General features: G+C 67.1%; 9 protein-coding genes. 7 read left to right on the plus strand and 2 right to left on the minus strand.

Annotated elements, in window-relative coordinates; all coding sequences use genetic code 11:
• Positions 1–238 precede the first annotated feature (238 nt).
• From ABSH63_RS07655 to ABSH63_RS07685, 7 genes are all read left to right on the plus strand, one after another.
• A complete protein-coding gene (locus tag ABSH63_RS07655; protein ID WP_352888750.1) occupies positions 239–1447 on the plus strand; it encodes an acetyl-CoA C-acetyltransferase in 1209 nt (402 codons plus the stop codon).
• An 89-nt stretch (positions 1448–1536) separates the two neighbouring features.
• Entirely contained in the window at positions 1537–3708 is a 2172-nt protein-coding gene (locus ABSH63_RS07660; RefSeq protein ID WP_352888751.1) for a 3-hydroxyacyl-CoA dehydrogenase NAD-binding domain-containing protein, read from the plus strand.
• 60 nt (positions 3709–3768) lie between these two features.
• Positions 3769–5247, plus strand: a complete 1479-nt coding sequence (locus ABSH63_RS07665) for an aldehyde dehydrogenase family protein (protein ID WP_352888752.1) — start codon at positions 3769–3771, stop codon at positions 5245–5247.
• Positions 5248–5269: 22 nt separating this feature from the next.
• Positions 5270–6067 (plus strand): enoyl-CoA hydratase-related protein, encoded by a 798-nt coding sequence (locus tag ABSH63_RS07670; protein WP_352888754.1) that lies wholly within the window; start codon positions 5270–5272, stop codon positions 6065–6067.
• 137 nt (positions 6068–6204) lie between these two features.
• The gene (locus tag ABSH63_RS07675; RefSeq protein WP_352888755.1) at positions 6205–8712 is read left to right on the plus strand and encodes a TonB-dependent receptor; all 2508 of its coding nucleotides are present in this window, start codon (positions 6205–6207) and stop codon (positions 8710–8712) included.
• Positions 8713–8728: 16 nt separating this feature from the next.
• Positions 8729–9127: a hypothetical protein gene (locus ABSH63_RS07680; protein ID WP_352888756.1), complete on the plus strand. Its 399-nt coding sequence runs from the start codon at positions 8729–8731 to the stop codon at positions 9125–9127.
• A 78-nt stretch (positions 9128–9205) separates the two neighbouring features.
• On the plus strand, positions 9206–11677 hold the full coding sequence (locus ABSH63_RS07685; RefSeq protein ID WP_352888757.1) for a TonB-dependent receptor: 2472 nt from the start codon (positions 9206–9208) through the stop codon (positions 11675–11677).
• A gap of 53 nt (positions 11678–11730) precedes the next feature.
• Here ABSH63_RS07685 and ABSH63_RS07690 read toward each other — a convergent pair whose 3' ends face one another.
• Together ABSH63_RS07690 and ABSH63_RS07695 are read right to left on the minus strand one after the other, a co-directional pair.
• Positions 11731–12954 carry an oxygenase MpaB family protein gene (locus ABSH63_RS07690; protein ID WP_352888758.1) on the minus strand — a complete coding sequence of 408 codons (1224 nt, stop codon included), beginning with the start codon at positions 12952–12954 and terminating at the stop codon, positions 11731–11733.
• 165 nt (positions 12955–13119) lie between these two features.
• A complete protein-coding gene (locus ABSH63_RS07695) occupies positions 13120–14172 on the minus strand; it encodes an AraC family transcriptional regulator (protein ID WP_352888759.1) in 1053 nt (350 codons plus the stop codon).
• Positions 14173–14194 lie beyond the last annotated feature (22 nt).

Genomic DNA, 14194 nt, shown 5'->3' on the forward strand with positions numbered 1-14194 from the left:
GCCCGCAGGCGCGGCACTTCAGACGTCCATCCCCCAGGCGATAGTGCCGACAACCTGCACATCCGGGACATCGCTTCATGACCAAATCCTCTCAGATTTGGTCCGGTTTGCTTAGGAATTACCAAATTATTAAACGGATGGCCGCTTCGCGCATACCCGAAAGCGGACGCAGCGGCGAGCATCGGCACCGCCCGGAGCGCGACGGCTGCGGGCGCCTCCACTCCTGCCGAAGATGCCCATGACTGAAGCCTTCATCTACGACCACGTGCGCACGCCGCGCGGCAAGGGCCGCGCCGACGGCGCGCTCCACGAAATCACTCCGCTGCAGCTCGGCACCCAGGTGCTCCTCGCGCTCAGAGAACGCAACGGCCTGGACACCACCCTGGTGGACGACGTGATCATGGGCATCGTCTCGCCGGTCGGCGAGCAGGGCGCGGTGCTGCCGCGCACGATGGCGCTCGCCGCCGGCTACGCCGAGACCGTTGCCGGCGTGCAGGTCAACCGTTTTTGCGGCTCGGGCCTCGAAGCCGTGAGTCTGGCGGCCGCGCGCGTGATGTCGGGCATGGTGCCGGCGGCGATCGCCGGCGGCGTGGAGTCGATGTCGCGCGTGGCCATGGGATCGGATGGCGGCTCGTGGCCGACCGATCCGGCCATCGCGCCCAAGGTCCATTTCGTGCCGCAGGGCATCAGCGCCGATCTGATCGCCACCCTCGACGGCTACTCGCGCGAGGACGTCGATGCCTTCGCCGTCGAGAGCCAGCGCCGCGCGGCACAGGCCTGGGCGGAGAAGCGCTTCGCCAAGTCGATCGTGCCGGTGCGCGACGTCATCGGCCAAGTGGTGCTCGATCGCGACGAGCACATCCGGCCCGGCACCACGCTCGCCGATCTCGGCAAGCTCAAGCCCTCGTTCGAGCAGCTCGGCCTACAGGGCGGCTTCGACGCGGTGGCGATCCAGCGCTATCCGCAGGTCGAGGCGATCAATCACGTCCACACCGCCGGCAATTCCTCGGGCATCGTCGACGGCGCCTGCGGCATTCTCATCGGCACGCGCGAGTACGGACAAAAGGCCGGGCTCAAGCCGCGCGCGCGCATCCGCAGCTTTGCGGCGATCGGCTCCGAGCCCTGCATCATGTTGACCGGTCCGGCCGCGGTCTCGCACAAGGCGCTCAAGCTCGCCGGCATGAAGCCTGCCGACATAGACCTGTGGGAGATCAACGAGGCCTTCGCCTCGGTCGCGCTGCGCTTCATGCGCGACATGCAGATCCCGCACGAGCGCGTCAACGTCAACGGCGGCGCGATCGCGATGGGACATCCGCTCGGTGCCACCGGCGCGATGATCCTCGGCACCGCGCTCGACGAGCTGGAACGCACCGGCAAGGCCACCGCGCTGGCGACGCTATGCGTCGGCGCCGGCATGGGTAATGCCGCGGTCATCGAACGCGTCTGACGTCCTCGATGGTGAGACGTGAAACGTGAGACGAAAGTTCACGATCCTCACGTCTTGCGTCTCGCCACTCACTTCTTACGGATTCTCACATGACGACACTGAAATTCGATCTGGATGCCCAAGGCATCGCGACGCTGACCATCGACGTGCCGGACCGCGGCATGAACGTCATCACGCCGGAGCTGACGCAGGAGCTGGCCGCCGCGGTCGAGCGCGTCGCCAGCGACGCCGCCATCAAGGGCGCGATCATCACCTCGGGCAAGCCCGGCGCCTTCGTCGCCGGTGCCGATCTCAAGGATCTGGTCACGGCTTTCGACAAGGGCATCGACACCGTCGAGGCCTCGAAGTCCTCGTTCGAACTCTCGGCGCTGTTCCGCCGCATCGAGACCTGCGGCAAGCCCTTCGCCGCGGCGATCAACGGGCTTGCTCTCGGCGGCGGCTTCGAGTTGTGCCTGGCCTGCCATTACCGCGTGCTCGCCGACGATCCGAAGGCGGTCGTCGGTCTGCCTGAAGTGCAGGTCGGCTTGCTGCCGGGGGCCGGCGGCACGCAGCGCCTGCCGCGCCTGATCGGCATCATAAACGCGCTGCCGCTGCTGCTGCAGCGCAGCCACGTCAAGCCGGCCGAGGCGCTCAAGCTCGGCATCGTCCACGCCATCGCGCCGGCGGCGGAGGTCGCCGCCAAGGCGCGCGAATGGCTGCTCGCTTCACCCAGTGCCGAACAACCATGGGACAGCAAGAAGTTCCGCGTGCCGGGCGGCGCGGGTCCGCTCGCTGCGCATGCGATGCAGTCCTTCGGCGCCGGCAACGCGTTGACGCTCGCCAACACGCAGGGCAACTACCCGGCGCCGCACGCGATTCTGTCCTGCGTGTTCGAGGGCACGCAGGTGCCGATCGGCACCGGCCTGCGCATCGAAAGCAAGTACTTCGGCAAGCTGCTGTCGGGCGCGGTCGCGCGCAACCTGATCCGCACGATGTTCATCAACAAGGGCGCCGCCGACAAGCTCGCGAACCGCCCGAAGAACGTGCCGAAGTCCAAGGTGAGCAAGCTCGGTGTGCTCGGCGCCGGCATGATGGGCGCCGGCATCGCGCACGTGTCGGCGAAGGTCGGCATCGAGGTCGTGCTGCTTGATACGACGCAGGAACAGGCGGACAAGGGCAAGGCGGGCATCGCCGCGAAGCAGGCCAAGGACCTCAAGAAGGGCAAGACCACGCAGGACAAGGTCGATGCGATCCTGAACCGCATCAAGGCCACGGCGGACTACGCCGATCTCGAAGGCTGCGACCTGATCGTCGAGGCCGTGTTCGAGAACCGTGCGATCAAGGCCGAGGTCACCGACAAGGCCGAAGCGGTTATTCCGCAAACCGCGATCTTCGGCTCCAACACCTCGACGCTGCCGATCACCGACCTCGCCACGGCATCGAAGCGGCCGAGGCAGTTCATCGGCATCCACTTCTTCTCGCCGGTCGAGAAAATGCCGCTGGTCGAGATCATTCTCGGCGAGCAGACCAGTTCCGAGACGTTGGCCAGGACGCTGGACTACGTCGCGCAGATCAAGAAGACGCCGATCGTCGTGCGCGATTTCCCGGGCTTCTTCACCAGCCGCGTGTTCGGCACCTTCTGCGCGGAAGGCCAGAAGATGCTGCTTGACGGCATCGCGCCGGCGTTGATCGAGAACGGCGCGAAGATGGCCGGCTTCCCGGTCGGCCCGCTCGCGGTGTCCGACGAAGTCACCATGTTCCTGCAGCAAAGCATCTACAAGCAGCAGGAAGCCGACAACCTGCCGGAGAAGTACCGCGGCAAGGTCGGCCGCCCGGTCATCGACAAGATGGTCGATGAGCTCAAACGTCCGGGCCGCCGTTTCGGCGCCGGCTTCTACGACTACCCGCAAGGCCAGCCCAAGAAGCTGTGGCCGGGCCTGAAGCAGGCGTTCCCGCCCAAGGCCGAGCAGCCTGACGTGTCTGAGATCAAGGCGCGCTTGCTGACGATCATGGCGCTGGAGACGGCGCGCTGCTTCGAGGAAGGCGTGATCGCCACTCCGATCGACGCCGACATCGGCTCGATTCTCGGCATCGGCTTCCCGGCGTGGACCGGCGGCACCTTGTCATACATCGACACGATGGGCATCCGCGCCTTCGTGGACGAGTGCCAGCGTCTGGCCAAGACCTGGGGTCCGCGCTTCGAGCCTTCCGACTGGTTGCTCGCACGCGCACACAAGAACGAGGCCTTCTATCCGCGCAGCGCCGAGACCGAAACGGCCTGAGGTCGCAGTGTCCTCGTTCCCGCGACATAAGGGGATGACCGACGGGATGGAGGAGTACCCATGCAAAGCCAGACTGCAGTGAGCTCGGTGGTGAGCCTGCCGAACGCCGAGAACGACGCGCTGGCCGCGTTGCTGACGCGCCAGCGCGCCGCCTTCAACGCACGCGGCGAGCCTTCGTCGCTGGATGAGCGCAAGCAGGTGCTCAAGGCGTTGCTCGACGCGCTGCTGGCGCGTCGGTTCGATCTGGCCGAGGCGATGCGGCTGGACTTCGGCGGGCGCGCACCGCAGGAGTCCCTGCTGGAGCTGTTCGTCGTCATCGACGATCTGCGCCACGCGCTGTCGCATCTGGAGCGCTGGATGCGCACGCGGCGCGTCGCGGCCAACTGGCAGTTCCGCCCGAGCCGCGCGCGGCTGATGCCGCAACCGCTGGGTGTGGTCGGCGTCATCGGCGCGTACAACTATCCGGTGATGACGACGCTCTCGCCAGTGGTCGGTGCACTCGCGGCCGGCAATCATGTGATGATGAAGCCGTCGAGCCTGACGCCGAAAACCTCGGAGCTGATGCGCGAGATCATCAGCGGCCTGTTTGCCGAGGATCACGTCGCCGTCGTCACCGGCGACAGCAGCATTGCCAAGCGCTTCTCCAAGCTGGCCTTCGATCATCTGGTGTTCACCGGCTCGACCCGCGTCGGCAAGCTGGTGATGCGTGATGCGGCCGAGAACCTGGTGCCGGTCACGCTCGAACTCGGCGGCAAGTGCCCGGCGATCGTCGGCGACGACTTCGACATCAAGGCTGCGGCCGAAACCATCGTGCAGAGCAAGCTGATGAACGCGGGCCAGACCTGCGTCGCCAGCGACTACGCGCTGGTGCCGGAATCGCGCGCCACCGAATTCCTCGAACACGCACGCGCGGCGATTCGCCGCTATTACCCGAGCCTCGTCGTCAACCCGGATTACGGCCGCGTGCTGATGCGTAGCGACTGGGAGCGCCTCGATAAATGGGTCCGTGAGGCGCGCGACAAGGGTGCTTCGGTCGAGACCTTCAATCCGGCGGTCGAAACCTGCAACGCCGACAACCGCGTGTTCCCGCCGACGCTGGTGTCGCGCTGCCCGCGCGACACCGCGCTCGGCAGCGAGGAGATCTTCGGGCCGGTGCTGCCGGTGATGACCTACCGCACGCTCGACGATGCGATCGCGCAGGTCAACGCCGGCGAGCGTCCGCTCGCGCTGTACTACTTCGGTCATCGTCGCGGCGACGTCGACAAGGTGCTGCGGCGCACGATCAGCGGCGGCGTCAGCATCAACGGCTGCGGCTATCACGCGATCCAGCACAACCTGCCGTTCGGCGGCATCGGTGCCAGCGGCATCGGTGCGTATCGCGGGCGCAGTGGTTTCGAGCGCTTTTCGCACATCAAGCCAGTGCTGTACATGAGTCCGCTGACCAAGGCCGGCGTCTTGCTGCGTCCGCCGTTCGGCGTTCTCGCCGCGTGGATTCTCGGCTTCATGCTGCACAACCGACCGACGCGCGAAAAGCTGTAGACACGAAACCCACGACTGGACCATGAGCACGCAGACCATCCTCTACGGCTTCGACAACGGCATCGCGACGCTGCGCTTCAACCGACCGCAGGCACTCAATGCGATGACGCTGTCGTTGATGGAGGAGCTCGATGCGGCCTTCGACCGCGCAGCGAACGATCCGTCGGTGCGCGCCATCGTGCTCACCGGCGAGGGACGCGCGTTCTCCACAGGTGCCGATCTGACCGCCGACAACGCGCCGCCGGTCGACGTGCAAGGCAGACTCGACCTTGGCTACGTACTCGACCGTTACTACAACCCGCTGCTGCTGAAGATGCGCGCGCTGCCCAAGCCGATCATCGCCGCCGTCAACGGCGTGGCTGCGGGTGCCGGTGCCAATGTCGCGCTGATGGCCGACCTGACCATCGCCGGGCGCAGCAGCTATTTCCTGCAGGCCTTCGTCAACGTCGGCCTGATTCCGGATGCCGGCGGCACCTGGCTGCTGCCGCGCACCGTCGGTACGCAGCGCGCGCTCGGGCTGGCGCTGCTCGGCGAGCGGCTGCCCGCGACCAAGGCCTTGGAATGGGGCCTGATCTGGGAAGTCGTCGACGACGCCGAGGTGCTTGCGCGGGCGACCGCGATCGCGCGCCAGCTCGCCGACGGGCCGGCGATTGCGATCGAGCGCATCAAGCGCGCGATGCACGCGGCGGCGCAGAACGATCTGGCCGCGCAACTCGATCTCGAAGCCGATCTGCAGCGCGACTGCGGCCGCTCGCAGGATTTCACCGAAGGCGCGATCGCCTTCGTGCAGAAGCGCAAGCCGCAGTTTCGCGGGCGCTGAGCGAAAGCGACGCTGGCCGACGGGTATCGCGGCCACGGTCAATATTTGACAAGTGTCATGATTCGCATCATGTTTGGCACGCTGCGGCGATGTCCGGGCGCCGCAGGGCCGACAGAGCCACAGCAGAGGAGAGGCGCATGACACGGCGGGGGATGATGTCCTGGTGTTTGGCAGTGGCTTTGCTGGGCGCAGCGACCGCGACCGTCGCGCAGGACGACCTCGACTGGCTGCTCGAAGGCGGCGAGACGCCGCCTGATTCCCGTCCGGCGCCCGCTGCAAGCCCCGCGCCTGCTGCGCAGGACCCTGCGGACTCGCCGAATGCGTCCGACGAAGCGGCGACTGCGCCCGCAGAAAGCACCGACGTGATCGCCGTGGCGGACGACACCGCGGCGGCGGACGAACTGGCGCCCACAGCGCCGCGCAGCCGCTTCGTCGAAGAGATCGTCGTCACCGCACAAAAGCGCGAGCAGAATCTGCAGGACGTGCCGGTTTCGGTGCAGGTCTTCAGCGGCGAGCTGCTCGACGCGCTCGGCGTGACCGACCAGACCGATCTGCAGCGCATCACGCCGGGCCTCAACGTGACCACGCAGGTCAGCTATGTGATGACCTTCCTGCGCGGCATCGGTACGGATGCGACGATTGCCGCCGAGCCGAGCGTCGCCACCTACATCGACGGCGTCTACTACCCGTTCGCATCGAACCTCGCGCAGAACTTCGGCGCCGTCGATCGCATCGAGGTGCTCAAGGGGCCGCAGGGCACGCTGTTCGGCCGCAACGCCACCGGCGGTGCGATCGCGATCTACACCGAGGAGCCCGATCTCGACGGCGGCCTGCGCGGCGAGCTGCTGACGAACTTCAGCAGCTTCGACACGCAGTTGTATCGCGCACACGTCAACCTGCCGCTGACCGAGTGGTTCGGCCTCAACGCCACCGCCTTGACCAGTCGCACCGACGGCTACTACGACGCCACCTACGGCACGCCGCCCGAGCCGATGCCGGGCGACGAGATGACCGGCTACCGCATCAAGGCGCGCCTGCGGCCCTTCGATGCCCTCGACCTTCGTCTGGCGATGTTCCGGTTCGAGCAGGAATCGTACAACGGTAGCGTGGCGTTCACGTCCGAACCGTCGTCGCTCGGCCTCCTGATTACTCCGCAGCCGGGTTACGAAGGCTCGGTCGACTCGCGGCCGTACAACATCACCGACGACAACACGGTCTACTACGGCAGCGTGGTCTGGCACGCGCCCTGGCTCGACATCAAGCTGTTCGGCAGCGACCAGCGCATGGACACCGCTGGCCTGCGTGACTTCGACGGCTCGCGGCTGCCGATCTCGACCTTCGTCACGCCGAGCCAGTACATCGACGCGCAGTCGCTCGAACTGCAACTGCTGTCGAACGGCGAAGCCGGGCCGGATTGGCTGGAATGGATCGTCGGCGCCTACTACTTCCGCTCGACGATGGGTTTCGGCGCGCTCGACTTCTATCTCGCCGGCGTCGATCTGCCCAACGGCACGCTGGCCGGCATCGCCCTGCCCGACCCACTGGTCGACATCCTGCGCCTGATTCCGGGCGCCGTGCTGCCGACCGGCGCGATCAACATGACCGGCCTGATCGGCACCGACTCGCGCGCGCTGTTCACGCAGGCCACGTTCGCGCTCGCCGACTGGTTCTCGCTGACGCTCGGCGGCCGATACCAGGTCGAGGAGCGCTACATCGTCGAGTCCACCGTGGGGCTGGGGACCGCCGACGGCGGACAGGTGCAGCTTTTCGACAACAGCGACCGTTCGGTCGACAGCGACGGCAATCCCTATCCGGCGCGTGACGAACAAAAAGACTTCTCGCCCAAGGTGACGCTGGAGTTCCGCCCGTTCGCCAACGGCGAGACCCTGCTGTTCGTCTCGTGGCAGCAGGCGGTCAAGGCGGCGACCTACAACACGATTGCGATCTACACGCAGCCGAACTACGTCGCGCCCGAGGAGATCGAGGCCTTCGAAGTCGGCCTCAAGACCTCGATGTTCGACGGCCTCGCGCGCTTCAACGCCGCCGCCTTTCACTACGACGTCGAGAACCTGCAGACCTACTACCTGTCGCTGTTCGCCGGTGGCGTCATCAGCTTCCAGAACGCCGGCCGCGCACGCATCGTCGGCGCCGACATCGACGGCCTCGTGCAACTGTTCCCGTCGCTGATCGACAACCTCACGCTGTCCGGCGGTGCCGCCTGGCTCGACACCGAGTACCGGGAATTCGACGGCGCCTCCGGTTTCAACGAGAACGGCACCTTCGTCAGCGACCAGGACTACAGCGGCAACCAGTTGATCCGCACGCCGCAGCTCACCGCGACGCTGTCGCTGAGCAAGACCTGGGAGATTCCCGGCGGTGCGTTGGAGGCGGTGTTCGACGCCTACTACACCGAAGACTTCTACTACGAGGCCAGCAATCGGGAGGCGTCGAAGCAGGAATCCTACTGGCTGCTCGGTGCGCGCCTGAGCTATCTGTTCGAACGCTGGGATTTGCGTGTCACCGGCGGCGTGCGCAATCTCACCGACGAGTTCTACACCGCCGGATTCTTCGCCACCGACTTCGGCGTGCAGCCGACGCTGGCGCCGCCGCGCTCGTACTTCGCGCAGTTGATCTGGAACTTCTGAGGGATCGCGCGTCGCCATGCTGCCCACCGACCGCTACGCCGTCGTGCTGTTCGGCTCCGCTGCCATCTTCAACGCCGCGGTCGCTGCTGCGCTGCTGTGCGCGCGCCCGCAGCTTGCTGCGGCGTTCGGACTCGATCCGATCGACGGCAGCGATGTCGTCGTCGCCAATCTGGCCGGCGCGCTGGTCGGTCTGTTCGGCTATGCCTATCTGCGTCTTGCGCTCGATCCGCTGCGCTACCGCGTCTATGCCGAGCTCGGCGCGATCGGCAAGCTGCTCGCCGTCGCCGCAGCGGACGTACCGTGGCTGCAGGGCGTCATCGACTGGCGCCTGCCGTTGCTCGCCGCTGGCGATCTGCTGTTCGCGCTGCTGTTCATCGATTGGCTGCGGCGCACGCGGTCGCGCACCGTGACGTAGCAAGGAATTCATATCCGGGTGTCCGCGACGGCATCAGGGGCCGGCGCGACCCGGAACCGTGGAGCGAGGAGAATCACAATGCGTGGACGCTGGACCATTCCACTGTGGATGACGCTGCTCGTTGCCGGCACCGCCGCGACGGCAACGGTGCAGGACGATCTGGACGCGCTGCTCGGCGATGCTCAGCGCCCGTCCGCGCCCCAGGAGCCGACCGCCGCCGAGGACGAGACACCGGCGGCACAAGCCCGCGACGAGGCCGATGCGCAGACCACCGGCGTGATCCCGCTGCCGCGCGAACCCGCGCCGACGGGCGACGTGCCGGCGCGCGCGTCGCGCAGCCGCTTGGTCGAGGAGATCGTCGTCACCGCGCAAAAGCGCGAGGAGAATCTGCAGGACGTGCCGATCTCGGTGCAGGCCTTCTCGGGCGAGAAGCTCGATGCGATGGGCATCACCGACCAGACCGACCTGCAGCGCATCACCCCGGGCTTGAACATCACCTCGCAGGTCAGCTATGTCGTGACCTTTCTGCGCGGCGTCGGCACCGATGCGGTGACGGCCGCCGATCCGAGTGTCGCGACGTACATCGACGGCATCTACTTTCCGTTCGCGTCCAATCTCGCGCAGAACTTCGGCGCCGTCGAGCGCATCGAGGTGCTCAAGGGTCCGCAGGGCACGCTGTTCGGCCGCAACGCGACCGGCGGTGCGTTCAGCATCCACACCAAAAAGCCGACGTTCGACGATGCCTTCGGCGAGCTGCTGCTCAGCGCCGACACCTACACGCGGATGGCGCGCCTCTACGGCAACCTCCCGCTGAGCGACAGCTTCGCGATCAATGCGTCTGCGGTCACCAGCACCTTCGACAACTTCTACACCGGCACGCGCGGCAACCCGCCGACCGGGATTCCCGACGATGACACCGAGGGCTTGCGCATCAAGGCGCGCTGGCGGCCGCGCGACGATCTCGAACTGCAGCTCGCGATGTTCCGGCTCGAACTGCATGGCGCCGCCGCCAACATCGCCTACAACGCAAGGCCGTCGACGCTGGGCATGCTGCAGGGTATCCAGCCGCAGCCGGGCACACATGGTGCGATCGACGCGCCCGCCTACACGCAGACCGACGCGAACACCGTCTACTACGGCCAGCTCGAATACAACGCGCCGTGGTTCGACTTCAAGATCATCGCCAGCGATCAGCGCATGGACACCGCCGGCATCCGCGATTTCGACGGTTCGCCGCAGCCGATCTCCACCTTCGAAACGCCCAGCCAGTACATCGACGCGCGCTCGCTGGAAGTGCAATTCCTGTCGAACGACGAGTTCGGGCCAGATTGGTTCAAGTGGATCCTCGGCGGCTACTACTTCGAGGGCGTGAACGGCTTCGAGATCTTGAACTTCATCGTCAACGGCATCAGCCTCGAACAGGGCACGCTGGGACCGCTGGCGCTGCCCGAGGCCCTGCGTGGCCTGATCGGTCTGGCGCAGGCGGCTCCCAGCGGCGCGCTGAGCCTGACCGGACTGATCGGCACCGATTCGCGCGCGGTCTTCGCCCAGACCACGACCAGCGTCACCGACTGGCTCGACGTCACGCTGGGTGGGCGCTACCAAGTCGAGGAACGCTACATCTACGACTCCTCCGTGGGCCTCGACAACGGCGACGGCACGCGCACCGAGCTGATCGACAACACCGACCGCGCGACCGACAGCAACGGCGACCCGTATCCGGCGAGCGACACGCGTAGCACCTTCTCGCCGAAGGTCTCGATCGACCTGCGGCCGTTCAACGACGACACGCTGATCTACCTGTCGTGGCAGAAGGCGCTCAAGGCCGCGACCTACAACACGGTCGCCATCTACGACCAGCCCGACTACGTCAAGCCCGAGGAGATCGTCGCCTGGGAGCTGGGCGCCAAGTTCTCGGCCTTCGACGGCCTGCTGCGTCTTAACGGCGCGGTGTTCGACTATGACGTCGCCAATCTGCAGCAGGCGTTCATCTCGCTGTTCGCCGGTGGCGTGATCAGCTTCCAGAACGCCGGCCGTGCGCGTATCCGTGGCGCCGACTTCGACGGCGTGCTGGTGCTGTTGCCTTCGCTCGTCGATGATCTGGTGCTGGCTGGCGGCGCCGCGTGGCTGGACGCCGAGTACCAGGACTTCACCGGCGCGGCCGGATTCGACGAGGCCGGCTTCTTCTCGCAGGACAACGACTACTCGGGCAATCAGGTGATCCGCTCGCCGACCTTCACCGGGACGCTGTCGTTGAGCAAGACCTGGGGCGTGCCTGGCGGACCGTTCGAGGCCGCCTTCGACGCCTACTACACCGACGACTTCTTCTACGAGCCTTCGAACCGTCAGGCCACACTGCAGGCGGCCTACTGGCTGCTCGGTGCGCGTCTGAGCTACCTCTACGAAGCGCTGGACCTGCGCCTGACCGCCGGCGTGCGCAACCTCACCGACGAGTTCTACACCAACGGCATCTTCGTCACCGACTACGGCGTGCAGCCGTCGATCGCGATGCCGCGCAGCTACAGCCTGCAACTGGTGTGGAACTTCTGAACCGGCGCCGTCTCTGTCGCGCGCAGCGAGCCACAGGGACGGGCACCGCGGAATCAGCGATAGTTCGGGTTGTTGGTGTCCGGAATCTCGATGTAGATCGGCTGGCCTTCGGCCAGGTACCACATCGCGCCCTGACGCAGTAGCTCGTCGAAGAACCAGTACGCCTCGCCTGCGCCGGGCATCCATAGCCCCGCCTCCTTCATGCGCACGAACTGCGGCCAGGCCATGGCCAGCATCTGGTTCTGTACCGGACGGCGCGGAATGCGCAGCCACTCGGCGATGCGCGGCCCAAGGAAGTAGCGCGTCATCGACTCCAGCATCGGCCGGCTGAAGACGCCGCGGTCGGTGTCCGCGGCCAGGTCGAGCAGGATCTGCGCCAGCTCGATGCCCTCGGCCGTCGGCGCCAGCACGGGATCGAGAATCTCCGGCGCCTGTGCATCGGCCGCCGCCCAGGTGGCCGGGATGTACTCGTCGCGCACGCCCAGCATGTGGGCGGCCACCTGCCAGGAATGCAGGAAGGCGTCGGCTTCCGCGGCCGGCACGTTCACGCCCCACTGCCGCAGGGCGCGCATCACCGAGGTCGGCAGGCTGTGCCAGGTGACGAGAATGTCGCGCTGACTGATCGGCTTGGGCTGGTCGGCGCCGGCCCGCCAATGGGGCGACTGCGGCAGCAGGTGGCGCACGCCGGCGTGTGCGAGCCGCGTCTTCACCGCGGTGACGATCATCTCGCCGTTGGGATCATGAAAGCCGCCGAGCGAGCCGATGTCGTAGCCGAATTTCGCGGTGCGCGAGATGCGGCGCTTCATGTCGGCGCCGCCCTTGGAGTAGTAGACCGCGCGCGCCTCGTGCGGAATCACCGTGCTCATCATGCCGCTGACGAAACCGTAGGCCACGCCCAGGTAGGTGCCGCGCTTCTTGTTGAAGTCGGTCGCGGCCTTGAGCTTGCCGGTGTTGGTCCAGGCCGGGAGCTGCCGCGCGCGCTCGATGAACTGGTGCAGATAGCTCGGCAGGCCCGCCGGCAGCGGCTGCGCGTTGCGGGTCCAGCCGCGCAACAACGCATTGACCGCGGGTACGGCGCCGCTGTCGATCAGCGCGGCGACAACCGGGTCGGCCTCGTCGTCCCACACCAGCCACGGCGGCGTCGTACCGCCGATGCGGGCGACCGACTGCGCGCCCGCCCAGGACCACGGCAGGCTCAGGGTGGCGCTGAGCGCCGCGCTGGCGCCGAGAAACCCGCGCCGGCTCATCGAAGGGGTCGGGGGATTGGATTCGTTCATTTGCCTGTCTCCTCGCTCTTGTCGGTGTTCGCACGGACCGCATCGGGCCCATGGCCCGACGATGGCGACCCCGATTGTCGAGCGGTGGCGACGGCGGCGATTGCGTTTACGCGCGGCCTGTTTGCTTCTACGCGCGGATCGACGACCGCAGCCGCGAACCTCGCATCAAGGCTCGCCGACGTGCCGGGTGGTGAACAGCGGCGCGCGCGCAAGGCGCAGACCCTGCCGACGGCGCAAGGCCGAGGCCGGCTGCCCGTGCCAGCGGCGGAACGAATGCGAGAAGCTGCTCAGGCTGGTGTAGCCGAGGATGTCGGCGATCTCGGAAAGGCTCAGGCTCGACTGCTGCAGGTATTTGAGCGCGAGGTCGGCGCGCACGGCGTCGCGGATCGTCTTGAAACGGCGCCCTTCGCCGGCGAGATGTTCCTGCAGGGTGCGCGCCGCCATGCCGAGCACGCGGCTGACGTCGTGCAAGCTGCAGGCGGCATACGGCAGCAGCGCGCGCACGATGCCCTCGACGCGTGCGGCAAGATCGGGGTCCGGGCGATCGTGGTCGAGCCGCAGCATTGCGGCAACCAGCGTGCGCGCGCGCGAGTCCTGCACCTTGCCGGGCTGCGCTAGTGTCTGCGCGTCGAGAAACAAGGCGTTGCGCTCGGCGTCGAACTGCAGGCGCGGACCGAACACGCGGCGGTGCTCGTCGAGCCGCGCCGGCGCCGCGTGCCGGAACTGCAGCAGCGGCGGTTGCCAGCCAGGCGTGCAGCGCAGGCGCAGCTCGTTGCAGAACAGCGCGAGCACGAACTCGACGGCCTGCACGCTGCCGCCGGCCTGTGCGACCGCGGTATCCCAGCCGACGAACAAACCGCCGTCAGCCGCTTCGAGCGTCACCGTCGCGGCGCTGGTGAAGATGTCGTAGTGCGCCGCGAGATCCTCGAACATCTGGCGCACGCTCGCGGCGTTGCGCAGCAGCAGCCACAGCGGTCCGAGAATCGCCATGTTCGAACGCGCGGCCAGGCGCAGGCCGAAGCTGCGACAGCCGCTGACCTCGGCGGCACGTTCCAAGAAGCCGCCGACGGCGCGTGCCGACAGCGGCAGGTCCGGCTTGCGCAGCGCATCGGCGGGAATGCGCAACTCGGCCGCGAGTCGCAGTGGATCGCCGCCGAGCGTCGCCAGCAGTCCGGCGGCGCCATGCAGGGTCGCGCTGGGCAGGAAGTTGCCGGACATCGCCGCGGGCGCGCCGCGCGCC

Origin of the sequence: Sinimarinibacterium thermocellulolyticum (assembly GCF_040327995.1) — a bacterium.
GTDB lineage: Bacteria > Pseudomonadota > Gammaproteobacteria > Nevskiales > Nevskiaceae > Solimonas > Solimonas thermocellulolyticum.